A 21,767-nucleotide genomic window follows, 5' to 3' on the forward strand; every position below is an offset into this window, starting at 1 on the left:
CTCGCCAGAAGTCGCTATTTCCTATACAAAAACAAATCAAAGTGGTCTAAAAACCAAACAGAACGAGCCGTAGTATTATTTGAATTGTATCCTGACATTCAAAAAGCCTATGATTTAGCGCAGGATTTGAGAAACATCTTTGAAAAAACAACCGATAAAATTATAGCACTTGGAAGATTGGCTAGATGGCATGAAAAAGTAAATCAATCAGGATTTAAGTCTTTCAATACAATCTCAAGATCGATAATGAATCATTATCAAACCATATTAAACTATTTTGACAATAGGAGCACAAACGCTTCAGCTGAATCTTTCAATGCTAAAATAAAAGCATTTAGATCTCAGTTTAGAGGCGTTAGAAATGTGGAATTCTTTCTTTTTAGACTAACTAATATTTATGCGTGATTTTTATCGCTCCACAGGTTTTGGACATGATCCATTTTAACTTCAACTCAGACATCACAAAAGATTGGCGATAGCCTAAAATCAAAAAAGCCATCCAAATCCTGAATAAATTCAGAAAAAATGGAAAGCTTTTCATTGGTCTAACTACTAAACCCGGTCTCATTGCTACCAACTCGACCAAACAACACAACTAACTTTAGATACTTTATGGGGGCAAAAAAGCCTTTCCGTTAAGAAAGGCTCTCCCCAATATTGCGGTCTGGACGGGACTCGAACCCGCGACCCCCTGCGTGACAGGCAGGTATTCTAACCAACTGAACTACCAGACCCACTCATTATTGCGGTTGCAAAGATACAATAGATTTCGAGTTACACAAACGTTTTTACTTAAAATAATTACTTTTTTTTACAACTATTATACAAAGTTTTGTTTCTCAGCTAAATATGTCAACAATATTTTTTCAAAATTTTCACCCACATCAACCGGAACATACTTAATTCTATTTTGAACACAGCTTAATGCCAACTTTTTGAAATATAATTGGGCGTTCTTTTCATATTCCTGCTTTACATTATCAGCAAAAACAGAAACTTCCTCACCCGTTTCCACGTCAATGAATTTTCTTGGCGTGTTATCGAAATCAAAATTCAACTCCGTTTTAGTATCAACCACATGAAACAAAACCACCTTATGCTTATTATGCTTCAAGTGTTGCAGCGCATTCAGAAGCGCCTCTTCTTCTCCTGACTGAAACATATCCGTAAAAAGGATAATCATCGAGCGGCGATGTATCTTTTCTGCTATTTGGTGCAAAAAGGTAACGGTATCCGTACTTTTCTTGGTAACTGACCCTTGCAATAATCCTTCAAGTGCATTCAACACCATTCTATGATGGCGATCACTACCTTTTTCGGGAGCATAAAACTCATAACTGTCCGAAAACACACTCAAACCCACTGCATCCCTTTGTTTTTTTAACAAGTTCATCAAAACTGCTGAAGCCAAAACGGAAAAGCCAATTTTATTCTCATAAAAGAGCTGATCACCCTTTAATTTAGGATAATGCATCGATGACGAGTTATCAATAATGATATGACAACGTAGATTAGTCTCTTCCTCGAAGCGTTTAGTGTACAATCGATCCGTCTTAGCAAATAGCTTCCAGTCAATATGCTTAGTACTTTCCCCAACATTATATACCTTATGCTCGGCAAATTCAGCCGAGAATCCATGAAAAGGACTTTTGTGCATCCCTGAGATAAATCCTTCCACCACCTGATTAGCCAGCAACTCAAGATGCTGAAACCTGGAAATTTTCTCTATTTGCGATTCAATCTTCATTAATTATCCTTCTTTATTAATTGAGCTCTTGATAAATCATCTGTAGCCTGCAGTAGCTTCCTCTTCAAGATAGGACTAAATTCCGGATTCTCCTTTAAAAATTTATTGACTATATCTAATGCTTCAGCAGAAGAGTACTTTTCAATACTATTACTAAGCCAGCCTTTCGGAAAAAAGATGTCTCCTGTGAGCTGAATCTCTTCTGTCAACTCTAAACATTGTTTTAAATACTTCTTTGCACTTTCTTGACGCAGCGGATGATTAATATTTGCTAAAGCAGACTGAACCCAAGACTCTTTCTCTCTATTTTCATCTTCTTTCAACGATTCCATAAAACCATCTCTTACCATCTCATCATTAGACAATGAAGGTAGTAAAAAATCAAATCTTTTTAGTTTATCAGGATTACTAATTGACACCCTTGCCTTTACAAGTATTTCATCTGAATTATGTTGATTAAAAAGCACTAAACTCATCGCCATACTCGTGAAATCCTCCTCATTAAGTTTTAAACTAGCAATCACAACTTCTTTATTCCACACTTTAAAAAGTTTTTCACTAGCTATTTCTGAATAAGCCATGTTTTGAAACAAGACAAATAAAGTTTTTTTGATATTCGAAGGTAAATCCTCTTGCATTCTATTGTAAACTACAGCCTCTAAGCGACTTTGACTAAGTAATTGTTGCTTCTTAGTAAGAAAATTCCAAAATAATGAATTCAATTGCTCTGTCAACAACTTAGCGATTAATTCATTTTTTTCGACATTAATCCCTTTTAAACAAACATCAAAAGCCAATTGCGGAGCAATAGTCCCTGTTAGCGTATTCTCATAAAGATTGATATAACTATAAGCACGCGCAACATCATCTTTAACTAATGCTATCGAATCTAATAAACTGCGATCAATAGGAAATACACCATAGCCGTAACCATTATAATTATAAATCACCGCAAGTGGTTTTCCTAAACCTACCACTTCTTTCAAGTCTGTTGTTTGCCCTACTACTGCTACATTAAATACTTTAGTTGTATCTGGATAAACAAATCCAACTTCAAATAGCTGTGGCCAGACATTAGACGATCCGTCTTCTGCCTGTTGTTGAATTTCAAATTTCTTTATTTTCCCATTCTCATCATAAATGATTTTATCTTTAAATAGCGCTCTACCGGATTGATTCACCCATACAGCACTCCATTTTTTAAGATCCATAGACGTCTCTGCATCCAGAATTTCAACAAGGTTTTCCCAAGTTGCATTATCATTAGCATATTTACGAATATACTTTTGAATGCCTTTTTGAAATGCTTCTTTACCCATTGTAGTCTCTAACTGTCGCATCATAATAGGCGCTTTATAATAAATAATACCTCCATAAAGAGAGCCTGCGTTTTTAAGATTGGCTAACTCTTGACGAATTGGATGCGTTCCTTTAGTGCGATCTTCACTATAAGCAGCTGGGTAATGAGCTGTAAGAAATTGCAAATTATGATTGGTATTTGGAAACGCTGGATTCATTATTTTATCCGCCATGAAATTAGCAAACACCTCTTTCATCCATACATCATCAAACCATTTCATAGTTACTAAATCGCCAAACCACATATGAGAAGTCTCATGAGCTATTAATTTTCCTCTAGTTAATTTCTCACTATCTGTAGCACTATTGTCTAAAAATAACGAGCTTTCTTTATATTGTATCGCCCCAACATGTTCCATTCCTCCATATTGAAAAACAGGAATCGCAGCAAAATCCATTTTCTTGAATGGAAACGGAAAATTAGTGTATTGCTCTAAATATGAAATTGCTTGACGGTGTAAATCAAAAATAGTAGCAGTACTTGCTTTGACTTTTTCGTCATTATTTTCTCTAAACAACATTTTCATAGGAAAACCTGCTGCTTGTGAACTACTTTTAAATTCACCCGCTACAAAAGAAAACAAATAAGTACTCATCTTATCTGATTGCTCAAATTGATATCTTATAAAGTCACCCTCTTGAGTTTCTTTACTTACGGCACTTGACGTTAAAACAGCCCAATCTTTTGGTGCTTTAATCTCTAGTGTGTAATTCGCTTTAATGTCAGGCTGATCAAAACAAGGAAACAAAGTACTCGCTCTGTCTGGAACTAATAAAGTGTATAAAAAATCATCATTCCTATTAAGTGATAAGTTTCCGGCAATAAAATTTACTTCAATTTTATTCGCACCTAGTAAAAGGTTTTCTTTAGGAATAATCAAATGTTGCTTTTCATGTAAAACAATAATCTCCTTGCCGTTAACAACAACCTTTTTTAGATTTTCTTTCTTTTCATTAAAATCCAAATACAAAGGTTCTTTGTTATTATTGATTTTAAGATCTACTTTAAGAGTAGACACAATTGGCTCTTCTTTCTTTTTAGGTATATCAAATGAAAGCGTATAAAAAACATCTGATATTTGACTTTTACGGAAAATAGCTAACTCCTTAGAAATTCCAGTTTCTAGCAAAACTGGTTTCTTAACAGATTGACAAGACAACACTAAAGAAAAAACACACAACAATAAGACACTTTTTTTCATCCAACAATTGGTTTTATTTTGGATAAAAATAAAAAAAAGGTTTGACTTACGTCAAACCTTTTCAACCTGAATTTCTTCAGATTTTATATAAATTGCAATCTACTGATTACAACAACGCGTCTAAACTGTCTGCGTAAGTTTGCTTAGGAGCTACTCCTACTTGCTTCCCTACTACTTCACCGTTATGAAACACCAAAACTGTAGGGATGTTTCTCACTCCGTATTTCGCAGCAAATTCTTGGTTTGCATCTACATCCACTTTCCCAATTACCACTTTTCCGTCGTATTCAGTACTCAATTCGTCAATGATTGGACCTACCATTCTACAAGGTCCGCACCATGCTGCCCAAAAATCTACCATTACTGGTTTTGTTGATTTCAAAACTACTTCTTCAAAAGTAGCGTCTGTTATTGCTAATGCCATAATATGTTTGTTTAAAGTTTAAAGTTTTAATCTTATTTAAAACTAGAATACAAATTTATAAATTTAAAACCGATGAAGCACCATTCTCAAATTAGTTTTGGTTATGAAAGCATTGACAATTGCTATTTATCTGATTTTGCTTGTATTTTATATTTATTAGGAGCCATTTCCTGCTGTTCGCTGTATCTTTAATTGCCTAAAGGAGGCAATCAAAGGATGCCGCTTTCATCAGGGCTATGATAGTTGGCAATCCCAAGAAAATTATTCCAAAAAAAAGACCCGCTTTTCAGCAGGTCTCCTTTGAATATATTGTATTTGAATTACAGACTGTATTTTAACCCTAAAGTCAAACCTAAACCACTAATTCCAACATAAGAACTTAATTCATCCATTGGTTTTGTTGAATCAACTCCATTTGGATTAGTCATAGAATTGTTAGAATTTACATCTAAACGATCTACATAGTTTGTATTGATTTGAGCATTCGACCTTGTTGACAAAGCATCTTGACCATTTTGAGTAAACTCAGTAGTCTCTTTTGTTTTACCGTGTACAGTAAAATTACGATACTCTAATTCAGCAAATGCTGAAATATTTTTCCCTAATTTATATGAAGTACCTAAAGTTGCCATAAAACCTAATGTAGGGTTTGGCTTAACTTGATCCACACTACGAACAGCTACTGTGGCAGGACTTGCAACTCCCGTAGGAGCAATTGCATCAGTTGTAATCTCTAAATCTCCATGAACAGGAACAATAACTCCTACTTTTGAATATGGTTCAAAACCATTATGCTCGCCTAAAAATAAAACCAAAGCTGGCGCCACATCAAATGCTGTTATTTTCCCAACTGATTTAAAGTTATAAACTGGCTTACCATTAGAAACAAAAATTTGATCAGTAGTAGTTTGGGCCATAGTTTTGTCACTACTTGAATAATAATTAACCCCCATTTCAACACCTACGCGTGTATTAAATCTATAACCAGCGGTTACTCCTGTTCTAAAACCTTCACCAAAAGATCCAGTAACACTTTCTTCCGAAACTAATTTCCCTCCAACATATGTTCTACTTAAAGGCAAATTCCCACCAACAGTAGGAAACTCAGTCGCTGCAGTTTGACCAAAATACGACCCTCCAAGTTTGAAATACCAGCTTTCTTGTTTCTTTTCATTTTTATCAATTTGTCCTAACATAGTCATTGAACAAGCCATAAGCCCTATCATAAACAGCTTCTTTTTCATAATTATCTTTTTTGTTTACAACAAAAATAAAAAATTTAAATTGACGCCTTTCCCAATTTTCTAAAGATATTTGGCTACAAAAAGACAATTATATGCACGCATATAGAAACCAGCCGTTTAGGCCAAAAACATTAACATTTTAAAATTTAAATACATTCTCAAACTATGTCAAAAGCCATAAAAAAAGCAGATAAATCGTCATACTATAACGATTTATCTGCTTTACTTTTATACAAAAATGCGTCTAAACTAATTCAATTTAAAATTAATCTGCATTTTTTCTAGCTCCACTAATAATTCATTGGATATTTTGATCTTTAATCTTCTGCTTGGCATGGTCAACTTGGTCACTACTTTAATTTCTTCTATTTCAGTAACCTCAGCAGCTTCCTTTTCTTCAGATTCAGAAGCTTCAACATCATCATTCGCTTCCACAAAATCATCGCTATCATTTTCTAACTGAAGCGGTGCAGTTTCAATTATTTTCTTGATCTTTTCCAATTCCATAATTTCAAATGACACCTGATTATCTCCTTTGTTTTCTTGAAAAAGATGACTTAATTTATGAATGAATTCGGCCTGTAGATCGGTAATATTCAAGAGTACAATTAATTTTTTGGCAAAGGTATCCAACACATCCTGTAAGTACTGAACTAACGTAAACTGAATCCTAGGATCACTTTTCTTCCCAGTATCCTGATTTGTCCAGCCCTCTTTGACCAACACTTTCATATAAGTAAAGTTATTCTGAATCAAGAAATGACGAAACTTCAAATATTCTTCACCAAAGATCTTAAACTCATAACTTTCATCATATCCCTCTAATGTAAATATCGCCCAACCTTTTCCGTTTTTGGCTACTCTGTGTTGCACATCATTTATGATCCCACCAAAAGTCAAACTTTTCCCCACGTGGAGCTCCATACTTCTGAGCGCTTCCAGCTTGGCGTTACAAAAATATTTCATCTCAAACTTATAATCATCCAGTGGGTGTCCCGAGATATAAATCCCAACCACTTCTTTTTCTTTGGCTAGCTTTTCCATTGTACTCCAGTCCTCACAAGGTGGCACAATAGGTTCTGCGATTTGCACATCACTACTTTCTCCAAACAAACTTACCTGTGATGAATTCTCATTCTCTTGGAATTTTGCACCATAACGAATCGCTTTTTCGTAAAAGGTGATTCCGTCTCCATCATCATGAAAATATTGCGCGCGAGTCGTTCCTAAAAAGGAGTCAAAGCCACCAGCCAATGCTAAATTTTCCAATGCTTTTTTATTGGCAGCACGCAAATCAATTCGTTTGGTCAAGTCAAAAATCGACTTGTATTTTCCATCTTTTCTTTTTTCAACTAGAGTTGCAACAGCACCGGCACCCACACCTTTAACAGCTCCCATTCCAAAACGAACCGCATAATTATCATTTACCGTAAATTTATAAAACGATTCATTAACGTCTGGACCCAAAACTTCCAGTCCCATTCGCTTGCATTCCTCCATAAAAAAAGATACTTGCTTGATGTCACTCATATTATTAGATAACACCGCTGCCATATATTCGGCAGGGTAATTGGCTTTTAAATAGGCTGTTTGATACGCAATCCAAGCATAACAGGTAGAGTGCGATTTATTAAAGGCGTACTCTGCAAATGCTTCCCAGTCTTTCCAAATCTTTTCTAATTTATCAACAGCATGCCCTTTGGCTGCAGCCTGATTGATAAATTTAGGCTTCATTTTATCTAGAACATCTTTTTGTTTTTTTCCCATTGCTTTACGCAAAACATCGGCATCACCTTTTGAGAAATCAGCTAGTTTTTGGGACAAAAGCATTACCTGCTCTTGGTAAACGGTAATTCCGTAAGTATCTTTCAACAATTCTTCACAAGCATCAAGATCATAAATAATCTCTTCTTCCCCATTTTTTCTTTTTACGAAACTTGGAATATAGGCAATTGGACCTGGACGATACAAAGCATTCATGGCAATTAAATCAGGAAAAACCGTTGGCTTCAATTCCTTCATATATTTTTGCATCCCAGGAGATTCATATTGAAATATCCCTACCGTTTCTCCTCGCTGGAAAAGCTCGTATGTTTTTAAATCATCAATTGGAAATTCATCCGGATTTAGATCTATATTACTTCTATATTTTACAAGTTTAACTGTGTCTTTTATTAAGGTTAGGGTTTTCAAACCCAAGAAGTCCATCTTTAACAAACCAGCTGTTTCTACAACGGAGTTATCAAATTGGGTTACATACAAATCAGAATCTTTGGCCGTAGCCACGGGAACAAAATCAGTAATATCACTTGGAGTAATAATCACCCCACAGGCATGAATTCCTGTATTTCTAAGATTCCCTTCTAAAATTGTCGCTTGTTGAATGGTTTCCCCACTCAAATCATCCTCACCCGCAAGACCTATTAACTCCTTTATTTTATCCCATTCTTCAGGGCGAACCACTTTTTTAATAACAGCTTCCTCTTCATTCAGGAATCGAGATAAATTCCACTTAGACGGCATCATCCCAGGAATCAATTTGGCTATTTTATCAGCCTCAAACAAAGGTAAATCTAGTACACGAGCTGTATCACGAATAGCGGATTTCGTCGCCATTTTACCATAAGTAATAATCTGAGCCACTTGCTTTGAACCATATTTGCGTATCACATAATCCATGACACTGCTTCGTCCTTCATCATCAAAATCGATATCAATATCGGGCAGGGACACACGATCGGGATTCAGGAAACGCTCAAAAAGCAAATTGTACATCAACGGATCAATGTTCGTAATCTTCAAACAGTAGGCTACAACTGATCCAGCTGCAGATCCACGTCCTGGACCTACCGAAACACCCATTCTTCTTGCTTCGGCAATTAAATCTTGTACAATCAAGAAATATCCCGGATAACCAGAATTAGAAATAGTCAATAATTCAAAATCAAGACGTTCACGCACCTCATCAGTGATTTCAGCATATCTTCTATTTGCACCTTCATAAGTAAGATGTCTCAAATAAGCATTTTCCCCACGTACTCCACCGTCAACTGCATCTTCAGGAACATTGAACTCCTCTGGGATTTCAAATTTAGGTAACAAAACTTCACGTGCCAGATTGTAGATTTCAATTTTATCCACAATTTCACTTAGATTCGAAATCGATTCTGGCAAATCAGTGAAAAGTTTTTTCATTTCCTCCCCTGTCTTGAAATAATATTCTTGGTTGGGTAGACCAAAACGATAGCCACGACCACGACCTATAGGCGTTGTCTGCTTTTCTCCATCACGCACACAAAGTAAAATATCGTGCGCATTGGCATTCTCTTTATCTATATAAAAGGTATTGTTAGTAGCAACAATTTTAACGTCATGTTTTCTAGCCAAAGAAATCAAAGTGGTATTTACCCTATTTTCATCTTCTTGATTGTGACGCATCACCTCAATATAAAAATCTTCTTTGAATTCTTCTTTCCACCAGATTAAAGCTTCTTCGGCTTGGTTTTCACCAAGGTTTAAAACCTTGCTTGGAATCTCACCATAGAGATTTCCTGATAAGACAATAATGTCTTCCTTGTATTTTTGGATAACCTTTCGGTCAATTCTAGGCACATAATAAAAACCTTCCGTGTACGCAATCGAAGACATTTTAGCCAGATTATGGTATCCTTTTTTGGTCTTCGCCAAAAGCACTATTTGGTATCCATTGTCCTTACGGGATTTGTCCTTGTGGTCTTCACAGACAAAAAATTCACAACCCACGATTGGTTTCATCGGAACCTCGGTAGGCTCCTCGCCATTTTCAACGGAGGCTTTATTCTTGGCTTCAGCAGCTTTATTATGATTTAAAACATCTCTAACAAAGTGAAAAGCCCCCATTAAGTTGGCGTGATCCGTCATAGCAACGGCAGGCATCTTTTGTTGTGAAGCTGCTTTTACCAATGCCGGAATACTAATCGTAGACTGTAAAACCGAAAATTGAGTATGATTATGCAAATGCACAAAATCAGTATCAACAAGGACTTTTTTATTCTCTGTAAGTTCTTGTTTAGAAATTGTTGCACCCTGTTTTTCTCCAAACTGCTGGCGAATTTTATCAGAAGCTTGCTTTAAATTGATATGCTTTAAGCCAATGAGTTTAATCTCAGTCGGGTTTTTACTTTGAAAATCCCTAAAATAGCTAGCAGGAACATCTAGCTTTTCTGCAGTATAATTCTCTCTACGTATTAATTCAAGGAAACAACGCGTGGTTGCCTCCACATCGGCAGTGGCATTATGCGCTTCTGAGAATGGTTTATTAAATAAATACTGATGTAATTCAGTAAGTGTTGGTAACTTGAATCGACCTCCACGACCTCCAGGCAATTCCAATAACTTAGCAGTCACTTCTGTACAGGTATCCAAAACAGGCATGGAAGCCATTGGACTTTCAACAGCTAACCTATGAAACTCACAGCCCATAATATTGACGTCAAACCCTAGATTTTGACCCACAATAAATTTGGCTTTACTTAAGGCAATATTAAATTTCTCTAATACTTCTGCCAAAGAAACCCCTTCGGCTTCAGCCAATTCAGTAGAAATACCGTGAATTCGTTCCGCATCATACGGAATATTAAAGCCTTCTGGTTTTACCAAATAATCCTGATGCTCGATGAGCTTCCCCATATCGTCATGCAGCTGCCAGGCAATTTGTATACAGCGCGGCCAGTTAGCCGTATCGGTTATGGGCGCATCCCAACGCTTTGGTAATCCTGTGGTTTCAGTATCGAATATTAAATACATATCTGTAAATGAGGTGATTACATTTTATGTAAATTACAAAAAATGAATTTCAAAATTAGGTTTTTTTCAAGTAAGAACGAAGCCAAGTTATCAACAAATAGCAATGCTTATTTTAATCTTAAAAAAAGTACTATTGGTTTCTACTAATTATAAATAAAAAGAATTAATAGCAAAACAAACCGACAAGTAATCTCTTTTAAATATCACTAAAAGTGGGTATTGTATAGTGCAGTTATTTTTACAAAATTTACGAGGCTATACAATGATTAAAATACAATCATCATTTAACCATCAAAAAAAAATGAAATCCAAATTTTTAGTTTTTACACTCCTTTTTAATCTGTTTATCTATGCACAACAAAAAGGAATTATATATTACGGCCAAATAAATGCTTTAGATATCGGAAATGCAAAAGGCCCAGACAGTAATGCTTATATGGTTTTTAACAAAGAGCAATCATACTATGTTACCGCAAAGGATAGTTTAGAAAAAGTTGAAAAATTAAACCAAGAATCAACATTCGAAAACGAAGAAGGAAATACTAGAAGTATTCACTTAGGAATAAAAGTCAGTAAACAAGGAGACCAGGTAGTTTATAATATTGCAAAGAAAACGATGTGGTCTAACTTATTATACCGCACACAAGTATACATAAAAGAAGTAGTACCTGAAATGAATTGGAAAATTGAAAAAGTAACTAAAAAAATAGGACAATTTAATTGCCAGAAAGCTACCACTTTTTTTAGAGGAAGAAATTATACCGCTTGGTTTTGTCCGGAAATTTCTGTCCCTTTCGGACCATGGAAACTACATGGCTTACCTGGATTAATTTTAGAAGCTTACGATACTAATAAATTTATAAGCTGGTATTTTAAAAGCGTAGAGTATCCTACTAAAAATTTAGAAAATGTGAAATACATGTCTATTCCACATGGCATAAGTATTAAAAATTACAATGAATTTCTGAATTTTCAAAAAGAACAACAAATTAAAACAATTGAGAAGAATAGAATGGCACAGAAGCAATTTCCCAATGCTACTTTTAATGACCCAATAGCAGCAAATATGTTTTTAGAATTTCAGTAGTATGTTAAAAACCATATATATCTTACTCCTCTTACCTATTACAATTCTTTCACAAGAAATCAAATTGTCAGGAACAGCCAAAGACATAACTAACAGAAGCATCGAAAGTGCTTCTGTTATGGTTTTAGATAATACTTCAAGCACATTATCCTATACATATACTGATCAAAACGGGAATTACAATTTACTCTTTGAGAAACCTATCAATAATGCAATAACGATTACAATTTCTTGTTTAGGGTATTCAAAAAAAGAGGTACAACTGGATTTAAACTCAGAAAAAAATATTTCCCAATCTTTTATTTTAGAAGAAAAATTAGAACACTTAAAAGAAGTAGTAATTGCATCCAATCAGAAAATAAAAATAGATCGAGATACCACAACAATAAAAGTAGCATCCTTTGGAAACAAAACGGAACAAACGGTTGAGGATATTCTTAAAAAACTACCCGGAATTGAGGTTCTTAAAGACGGCTCAATTAAAGCCCATGGAAAATATATTGACAAGTTATTAATACAAGGAAAGGATTTATTTGATAAAAACTACAAATTATTATCAAAAAATCTGGATGCCAAATTACTAGATGCTGTACAAATTATAGATGGTTTTGAAGACAATCCCATTCTTAAAAAAATGAACAATTCAGATAAAACTGCTCTGAATTTGAAGTTAAAAAAAGACAAACAAAATGTTTGGTTTGGGAACATATTGATTGGAGCTGGAATTGTTTCAGAAAACCGCTGGAAAGAAAGCCTTAATTTAGGATTACTTAAAAAGAAAATTAAACTGTTTTATCTGGCAGATTATAATAATTCAGGAGACAAAGCAACTGATCAAGTAAGTAATGCAGTTATAGAAAACAGCATCTTCGGTCAAGACAGACTGGAGAAAACAGCACACAATCATTACAACATTAGCAGTAACGAAAACAATTCCTTCAGTAAATCACAAAGTGTTTTTAATAAAGCTTTGTTCAATTCCCTGAGTTTTACAAAAAAATTAAAACCAAATATCACTTTACGCGGTGTTGGCTATTTTGCTAATGACAATCAAACTCAAAACTCATTTTCTGAGACAATTTATAATATTGGTGCAAATCCAATTTCAAATACGGAAACAAATTTATATCAAAGTAAAAAAACATTATCAGCGGGAGAGCTAGAACTGAAATATTTCGCGAATCAAGATAACTATATTACAAATTTATTGATTTATAAAAACAATCCAAACCGTATTAATGCAGATTTAATTTTCAATACTAGTCAGATTGAGCAAGCATCAATAGGCAAAAATCAAACTTTTTACAACCATCTAAATCATACTTATAGAATCTCTGACACCAAAATATTAAACAATTATATTTATTTTGGAAATGATCTCATTAATCAAGAAAGTAAAATAACTTCTCCATTTTTAAATCAGTTTTTAAATGCTAGTTCCGATGCTTCAGCTTCACAAATTGCTGATAATTCTATTTTATATTTTGGCATAAAAAGCAAACTAATTTCCCAGTATAGAAAACTCGAACATACTATTGCTTTGCAATATGAGAATAGCAACGAAATCCTGAACAATAACTTCATTATAGAAAACAACCGAAATACTGATTATGAAAATCATTCCAAATTAAAACAGAACCTTTTTTCTGTTGAAAATGCAATCAGATACAACTTTTCTAGAAAAATTGATTTTACAGCAAGTTTAAACTACACCCAAAATCATTTTGACACTAATTCCATGATAAACAACGTTTCTCTATTTAATTCAAAAGCTTTTTTGAACATTAAAAAAACTAGTCTTGGAAATTTCACTTTTAGTTATTCCGAAAACAACAATTTACCGGAAATAAATTATTTAACAACTAACCCTCAATTAATTGATTATAGAAGTTTTAGAAAAGGCACAAGCTATGACGGACTGATTAGAAATAAAGCATTCTCCTTTTTTCACACTTTATTTAATGATGAAAAAAGATTCTCAATAAGCTCGAGCTTTTTCTATTTACAATCTAAAAGAATAGTAAACAGTGAAAGTACCATTACAAATAATTTTAATTTTGAAAATTACATTCTCAGTAAAGGAGGTGATAGTTACAATGGGAATTTCAATATTGTAAATTATTTTAGATCCATAAAATTAGCGACAAAACTTGAAACTTCTCAAAATTGGAGTTCAAACCCAACAAAAGCAAATAGTACAGAATATAACGCTCTAAAAAGTTACAATAGCACGTATAAATTTTCTGGCACTACCTACCTTAAACTTCCTATAAATTTTGACTTTGGTGTAAATTACAATTATTTTCAATCGAAATTCAATGGAATTACCACGAAAAACGAAACTGCCGATTTTTTTATAAATAGTAATTATAAAATATCAAAAACCTGGCTAGCAGAAGTTAATAGTACTTTTTATAAAATGAATAGTAATAATTATTCATTTGTTAATGCTGTGATTAACTACAATCCTATGGAAAGCAGGTTTTCTTACCGATTTATGCTGAATAATTTGACTAATGAACAGGAATTTACTTTAGTTTCTTTAGATAATTACACTTCCTATACATCAACAATTAACTTAGTCCCACGATATTTATTAGTAACTGCAAAATATAGATTTTAACTTCCTGAGACTTGATTCAAAAATAAATCCTAAAAATTATTTTATCTTCTTGCATAAGTAATTGCTCTAATGATTCCTCTTTAAAAAGGAAAATAAGCTTGCTATGTGTTTTTTGGATGTCGTACTATTTTATCAAAAAAATAGTGGCCCAGTTTCCGCCAAAAAGTAGTTTTATGAAGTAAAGCGGAGAACAAATAACTTCGTTTTTTACGCGCTATTAACGCCAATTAAGAAACAGTGAAAAACCACAAAGCCTACATGTCAGAAAAAAGGCAACAAAAAAGGCCTTGATTTTTCATCAAGACCTTTTATAAAAAAATAAATGAATCTATTTAAAATTCCATCCTAATGTTAGACCAAATGCTACAGGTTGAATTTTTGCGTCTTTATCAGTACTGTACAATCCATTCGCTTTTCTATTCTCTGCAGAAGTTGGATTATAACCAATATAAGATTCATCTTGATTTTGATCAAGAATCGAACCGTATCCTTTTTCAAGGAACATTGCTGCATATAGCGCGTTCTTTTTACCCATATCAAATGTAAAACCCAACTCAAACATACTCATTATAATTCCCTTAGTTTGATACTCCCCAGAAGCTGAATAGTTACTTTGACCTCCAAAACCATATTCTGGCAAATCAGTAATAGTCAAATTAACATCTGGATAATAAGCACTTCCATTTACTGAATTTGCTGTTGCTTCGATTTTATAATTTACAGGCAAAAAGTATTTAGCCCCTGCTCTAAAATTAAAATCGATGCCTTTATTAATATTTGTGCTATACTGTACAAAAAGAGGAATCTGAACGGCATGCAAGGTTTGTTCTTCCTTATAATTACTTGTTGTTACATTATATACAAAAGCAGAAGTGGAAGGATCAACTTCAAAATTACATAGGGTTACTGACGAACTACTCAAAGAAACCTGTTGTTTATATTGAGAAAATTCTAAGCCCGCTCCAATTCCGATATGATTAGTTAAAGGATAAATATAACCCGCTTTTACCGCTCCTCCAAGTCTATTCCCTGCAGTTGTTCCTTTCACATCACTTTGAATATTCCCTATTCCTGATTGCGCACCTATATAAAATTGAGCAATCATTCCCTGAGAAATTAAAAAGGCCGTAATTCCTATTATGTTTTTAATATTAAATTTCATACTTGTACGTGTTTTTTTTGCATTAGAATAATCCATCCTCATTACCATTTAATGAGGATTTCATACTCTAAATTATTTAATTTTTTACTAGAAGATTTTTTGTGAAATACTTTCCATTTGCTAAGGTCATTTTTACAATATAAATACCTTCGACAGTGGGAGCTACTAAATTCACTGTATTCTCACTAATAATTTTATTCGCTAATAACAATCCACCAACACTAAATACTTCAACATGAGCATTCTTTAATCTTGAAGATTCCACATTAGTTACAAGTTCATAACTCGCATTCGCTTTAACTGGATTCGGGACAATTTTAATATATTCCTCTTCTAATGTTGGCGACAAATCTAATGAACAAGTAGTAATTACAGTCCCGTCTAGTTTTGTAGCAACAGCATAATAAGTCCCATTTAAAGCTCCGTTTTCTTTGAAATACTGAGCCGTTTGACTTGGAACTTGAGCACCATTTTTATACCAACTATAAGAACTAAAACTTCTAGAACTGTTGTCAAAGAAAATAACATTTTCAAATTGTTGCTTAATCAAGTTAGGCTGACTGTTTACAACCGGCAACAGTACTGCTACGGCTTGATTATAATTTATGTTACCCGCTTGTGAAGCAGTAATAGTTGTAGAACCATAATCACTGAATACTAATGAACCATTCGAAATTTTCGCGATATTACTATTAGATGATGCGTAACTTACAGCTAAACCACTATTAGAAGTCGCGGTTAAAACAACATTAGTCTGTCCATCGCATCCAAATCCTAAAGTTTGATTCCATGTAATTACCTGATCAGCTTTAGTAATACTAAAATTAGTACCAAGGTAGCTAATTGTATAATTTGAACCAGCACTCAAACTTCCTTGCCCAATTCCATAAGAACCAACATTCTCTCCAGCAACTCTTGTTAAAGCTCCTGTAAATACATTACTTCCCACTAAACTTGGAGAAACTGAATACCCAAAAACAGGATCAGCCATACCATACACTTTTGTTTGTAGAGCAGTAGCAGTTACCGTAATTGGTTTTGCGGTAATTCTAAAATCATTACTTACATAACTAATAGTATAATTTGAACCAGCACTTAAATTCCCTTGTCCAATTCCATAAGAACCAACGTTCTCACCAACAACTCTTGTCAAAGCTCCTGTAAATGAATCTCCACTTACTAAACTTGTAGAAGCTGAATAGGCAAAAATAGGGTCAACAGTGCCATATACTTTTTCTTGTGAAGCGTTAGCAGTTACCGTAATTGGTTTTGCTGTAATTCCAAAGTCTTTACTTACATAATTAATAGTATAATTTGAACCAGCACTTAAATTTCCTTGTCCAATTGCATAAACACCTACATTCTCACCAGCAACTCTGGTTAAAGTTCCTGTAAATGAATCTCCATTTACTAAACTTGTAGAAGCTGAATAGGCAAAAACAGGATCAACAGTACCATAAACTTTTTCTTGTGCAGCGCTAGCAGTTACCGTAATTGGTTTTGCGGTAATTCCAAAGTCTTTACTAACATAACTAATAGTATAATTTGAACCAGCACTTAAATTCCCTTGTCCAATAGAATAAGTACCTACATTCTCACCTGCAACTCTTGTTAAAGCTCCTATAAATGAATCTCCACTTACTAAACTTGGCGTCGTTGAATATGCAAGAATAGGATCTGCTGCTCCATACACTTTTGTTTGTGCTGCATTAGGAGTTACCATTATTGGTTTTGTTGTAATTCTAAAATCATTACTAACATAAGTCATTAAATATTTAGAACCAGCTGAAAGTGTCCCTACGTTTATAGCATAGACACCTACACTCTCTCCAGCAACTCTAGTTAATGCTCCTGTAAATGAATCTCCACTTAATAAATTTGGTGTCACAGTATATGTTAAAACAGAATCGTTCTGTCCATACACTTTTGTTTGAGATGCTGTAGCTGTTACGGTAATTAGTATTTGATTTATTTTTAGCACATAAGTATATGTAGCAGTACAACCATTAAGATCAGTAACCGTAACTGTAAAATTACTATCAGCCACTTGTGTTGAAACTCCTGATATCACACCAGTTGACGATAAAGTAAATCCTGAAGGCAAATTTCCTGCAGTAACAGCGTACGATTTTATTCCTGTACCTCCACTTACCTCAATTGTTTGAGAATAGGCAGTATTATAATCATAACCTGATAAAGTAGTGACTGTAAAGCTCAATGCTGTTGGCTCAGTAATTGTAACAGAAGTAGCACTTGTACATCCATTTGCATCGGTAGCAGTAACATTGTATGTTCCAGCAATTACTCCAGTAATTGAAGCAGTTGTAGCTCCATTACTCCAAAGATAAGTATAAGGCGCTGTTCCACCAGTTACAGAAACTATAGAAGATCCCGTAGCATCTCCATTACATGAAATATTTGTTTGTGAAGCGATTGAAGCCGATAAAGCTGTCGGCTCAGTAATTGTAACAGAAGTAACACTTGTACATCCATTAGCATCAGTAGCAGTAACATTGTATGTTCCAGCAATTACTCCAGTAATTGAAGCAGTAGTAGCTCCATTACTCCAAAGATAAGTATAAGGTGCTGTTCCGCCAGTTACAGTAACTGTAGAAGATCCCGTAGCAACTCCATTACAAGAAATATTTGTTTGTGAAGCGATAGATGCCGATAAAACTGTTGGCTGAGTAATTTTAACAGAAGTAGCACTTGTACATCCATTAGCATCGGTAACAGTAACATTGTATGTTCCAGCAATTACTCCAGTAATTGAAGCAGTAGTAGCTCCATTACTCCAAAGATAAGTATAAGGTGCTGTTCCACCAGTTACAGTAACTGTAGAAGATCCATTAGCACCACCATTACAAGAAACATTTGTTTGTGATGCGATTGAAGCCGATAAAGCTGTTGGTTCAGTAATTGTAACAGAAGAAGCACTAGTACATCCATTAGCATCAGTAGCGGTTACATTGTATGTTCCAGAAGCTACCCCACTAATTCTGGCTGTAGTTGCTGCGTTACTCCAAAGATAAGTATAAGGAGCTGTACCACCTGTTGCGGCTGCCGTAGCTTCTCCGTCAAAAAGACCATTACACGTTACATTTACATTTACTACAGCAGTAGCAACTAGCAATGCAGGCTCTGTAATAGTTACCGAAGAGGTAGAGACACATCCATTAGCATCAGTTACTGTTAATCCATAGGTTCCTGCTGTAAGTCCCGTAACAGAATCAGTACCATCTCCTGTTGGAGAACCTGCCCACTGATATGTATAAGGAGCAGTACCTCCGCTTACATTTGCTTTAACAGCACCGTCATTGCCGTTCTTACAGCTAACATTTGTTATCTCGCCTCCAAACTTTAATTTCATAGTTTGAGTTGGAGCACTACAAGTCACTCCTCCTAAACCTCCCCAGTTTTGATTTCCAATTTGGGGACGTAATGATCCACCTGGTCCACAAGAACATGAACCACCATTATCTACACTTAATTCTACAACACTCGCATCACTGCAACTACCACTAGTGCAGCCTATTCCTACATTCCAAGTATGACCTTCAGATGTTACTATAACCGAAGTCCCGTTTTGAAGCGCTGCAGCAATCTGATTAATAGCTATAGGGTCATTAAGTGTAATTCCATCAGGCATAGCAGAACTTGAAAAAGTTAAACTAGAATAATTAGAACTTAGGTTTAATTTTGAACGAAATAAAATCCAATTATCAAAATTAGAAGTCCCTCCACAATAACTTTGTCCATTAACAAAAGTTTCTTCATATACAACAGGAGTACCCATAGCGATTTGCATACTTGAAGGCTGCGTTATAGTTGCATTAGCTACAGCTGTACATCCGTTCGCATCCGTAATCGTTACTGCATACACTCCTGCAGCAAGCCCTGTTGCAGTTGCAGCTGTTCCTCCTGATGGTGACCATGCGTAGGTATAACCTGCTGTTCCACCGTTAGCAATTACAGTAGCTGAGCCGTTTGAGCCTCCATTACAACTTACATTTGTTTGAGCAATTGTAGTTGCTACTAAAACTGTTGGCTCAGTAATTGTAACAGAAGTAACACTTGTACATCCATTAGCATCGGTAGCAGTAACATTGTATGTTCCAGCAGTCACTCCAGTAATTGTAGCAGTAGTAGCTCCATTACTCCAAAGATAAGTGTAAGGAGTTGTTCCACCAGTTACAGTAACTGTAGAAGATCCCGTAGCACCTCCATTACAAGCAATATTTGTTTGTGAAGCGATTGATGCCGATAAAACTGTTGGCTGAGTTATTGTAACAGAAGTAGCACTTGTACATCCATTAGCATCGGTAGCAGTAACATTGTATGTTCCAGCAATTACTCCAGTAATTGTAGCTGTAGTTGCTGCGTTACTCCAAAGATAAGTATAAGGAGCTGTTCCGCCAGTTACAGTAACTGTAGAAGATCCCGTAGCACCTCCACTACAAGCAATATTTGTTTGTGAAGCGATTGAAGCCGACAAAACAGCTGGTTGAGTAAGAGTAAAGCTTTTCGTAGCAGTACATCCGTTAGCATCCGTAATAGTTGCTGTATAATTCCCCGCAGAAAGTCCTGTTGCAGTTGCTGAAGTTCCTCCTGATGGTGACCATGCGTAGGTATAACCTGCTGTTCCACCACTTGCCCCGACAGATGCTGATCCATTTGAACCTCCATTGCAACTTACATTCGTTTGAGATGTAGTTGCTACTAAAGCAGTTGACTGTGTGATTGTAAAGCTTTGAGAAGTAGTACAACCGTTAGCATCCGTTACAGTACACATCCAAGTTCCAGCCGTTAAACCAGTAACAGCAGTTGTTCCATCACCAATAGGGTTTCCAGGTGTCCAATTATAAGTATAACCACCAGAACCACCAGTTGCAGTATTCACAGTAGCAGCACCAGTTGCTCCACCATTACAAGCTATATTAGTTTGCGAAGCAGGAGTTAAAGCAATTGCACTTGGTTGCGTGATTGTAAAGCTTTGAGAAGTCGTACAACTGTTAGCATCCGTTACAGTACACGTCCAAGTTCCAGCCGTTAAACCAGTAACAGAAGTTGTTCCATCACCAGCAGGGTTTCCAGGTGTCCAATTATAAGTATAACCACCGGCACCACCAGTTGCAGTATTCACAGCAGCACCACCAGTTGCTCCACCATTACAAGCTATATTAGTTTGCGAAGCAGGAGTCAAAGCAATTGCACCTGGTTGCGTGATTGTAAAGCTTTTCGTAGCAGTACATCCGATAGCATCCGTAATAGTTGCTGTATAATTCCCCGCAGAAAGTCCTGTTGCAGTTGCTGAAGTTCCTCCTGATGGTGACCATGCGTAGGTATAACCTGCTGTTCCACCACTTGCCCCGACAGATGCTGATCCGTTAGAACCACCATTACAACTTACATTGGTTTGTGCAATAGCAGTTGCTACTAAAGCAGTTGGTTGGGTAATTACAAAGCTTTTTGTAGCTGTACATCCGTTTGCATCAGTAATAGTTACTGTATATGCTCCTGAAGTAAGTCCAGTTGCAGTTGCTGCAGTTCCACCTGATGGAGACCATGAGTAGGTATAACCAGCTGTCCCACCACTAGCAGCTACAGTAGCTGATCCGTTAGAACCACCATTACAACTTACATTAGTTTGTGCAATAGCAGTAGCAGTAATACTAGTTACATTAAGCGTCCCCGAGTTTGAATTAGTAAAACATGTTGAAGTACCACTACTAGCAACGCAACGGTACAAATAACCGTTCATCCCAGCAGTCGCTCCCGTAATGGCTAAGCTGCTTGTAGTTGCATTTGAATAAACACCTCCATTTGAAATATTTGCAAAACCACTACCAGTATTTACTTGCCATTGATAAGATGTCGCTCCTGTTGCAGCAATACTAAAAGTAGTATTGTTACCTGAACAAACACTTCTATTTGTTGGGTTTGATGTTATTGTAGGAACCGTACAAGTACTAATTGCCGGTCCAACCTTTATATCATCTATAGCATAGTATATTATGGCCGGGAAAGAAATATTAACCGACGTAACATTAACTCCACCGGCACCACTTGAGATTGGAATAGAACTATAAGTATAATTTGATGGTTCTGTCCCCGGACTCATAGGCGTCATATCT

At 35.4% G+C, this 21,767-nt stretch carries 10 protein-coding genes and 1 tRNA gene; 3 read left to right on the forward strand and 8 right to left on the reverse strand.

Translation table 11 applies throughout. From position 1 onward, the window contains the following. A partial coding sequence (locus BLV91_RS00005) for a transposase (protein ID WP_139262240.1) occupies positions 1-405 on the forward strand: 405 nt, incomplete at its 5' end. A 255-nt stretch (positions 406-660) separates the two neighbouring features. On the opposite strand, the gene BLV91_RS00010 is transcribed toward BLV91_RS00005, so the two are convergent. From BLV91_RS00010 to dnaE, 6 genes are all read right to left on the reverse strand, one after another. Further along, a tRNA-Asp gene (locus BLV91_RS00010) sits at positions 661-734 on the reverse strand. An 86-nt stretch (positions 735-820) separates the two neighbouring features. Further along, entirely contained in the window at positions 821-1,747 is a 927-nt protein-coding gene (locus BLV91_RS00015; RefSeq protein WP_091428296.1) for a DUF58 domain-containing protein, read from the reverse strand. Then, a complete protein-coding gene (locus tag BLV91_RS00020) occupies positions 1,747-4,308 on the reverse strand; it encodes a M1 family metallopeptidase (protein WP_091428298.1) in 2,562 nt (853 codons plus the stop codon). Before BLV91_RS00020 ends, BLV91_RS00015 begins: the two co-directional genes overlap by 1 nt. Positions 4,309-4,414: 106 nt before the next feature. Next, a complete protein-coding gene (gene trxA, locus BLV91_RS00025; RefSeq protein WP_007137141.1) occupies positions 4,415-4,732 on the reverse strand; it encodes a thioredoxin in 318 nt (105 codons plus the stop codon). 320 nt (positions 4,733-5,052) lie between these two features. Next, complete coding sequence (locus tag BLV91_RS00030) at positions 5,053-5,976, reverse strand: outer membrane beta-barrel protein (protein WP_091428301.1); 924 nt, start codon at positions 5,974-5,976, stop codon at positions 5,053-5,055. A gap of 249 nt (positions 5,977-6,225) precedes the next feature. Then, complete coding sequence (gene dnaE, locus BLV91_RS00035) at positions 6,226-10,761, reverse strand: DNA polymerase III subunit alpha (protein WP_091428303.1); 4,536 nt, start codon at positions 10,759-10,761, stop codon at positions 6,226-6,228. A 301-nt stretch (positions 10,762-11,062) separates the two neighbouring features. On the opposite strand from dnaE, the gene BLV91_RS00040 reads away from it, so the two are divergent. Then, entirely contained in the window at positions 11,063-11,848 is a 786-nt protein-coding gene (locus BLV91_RS00040; RefSeq protein ID WP_091429077.1) for a GLPGLI family protein, read from the forward strand. Position 11,849: 1 nt separating this feature from the next. After that, on the forward strand, positions 11,850-14,471 hold the full coding sequence (locus BLV91_RS00045; protein ID WP_091428305.1) for a carboxypeptidase-like regulatory domain-containing protein: 2,622 nt from the start codon (positions 11,850-11,852) through the stop codon (positions 14,469-14,471). Between the two features lie 328 nt (positions 14,472-14,799). Here BLV91_RS00045 and BLV91_RS00050 read toward each other — a convergent pair whose 3' ends face one another. Beyond that, positions 14,800-15,633, reverse strand: a complete 834-nt coding sequence (locus tag BLV91_RS00050; protein ID WP_175513918.1) for an outer membrane beta-barrel protein — start codon at positions 15,631-15,633, stop codon at positions 14,800-14,802. A gap of 76 nt (positions 15,634-15,709) precedes the next feature. Then, on the reverse strand, positions 15,710-21,763 hold the full coding sequence (locus tag BLV91_RS00055; RefSeq protein WP_091428310.1) for an MBG domain-containing protein: 6,054 nt from the start codon (positions 21,761-21,763) through the stop codon (positions 15,710-15,712). Positions 21,764-21,767: the final 4 nt, after the last annotated feature.

Origin of the sequence: Flavobacterium degerlachei, from assembly GCF_900106645.1 — a bacterium.
Lineage (GTDB): Bacteria > Bacteroidota > Bacteroidia > Flavobacteriales > Flavobacteriaceae > Flavobacterium > Flavobacterium degerlachei.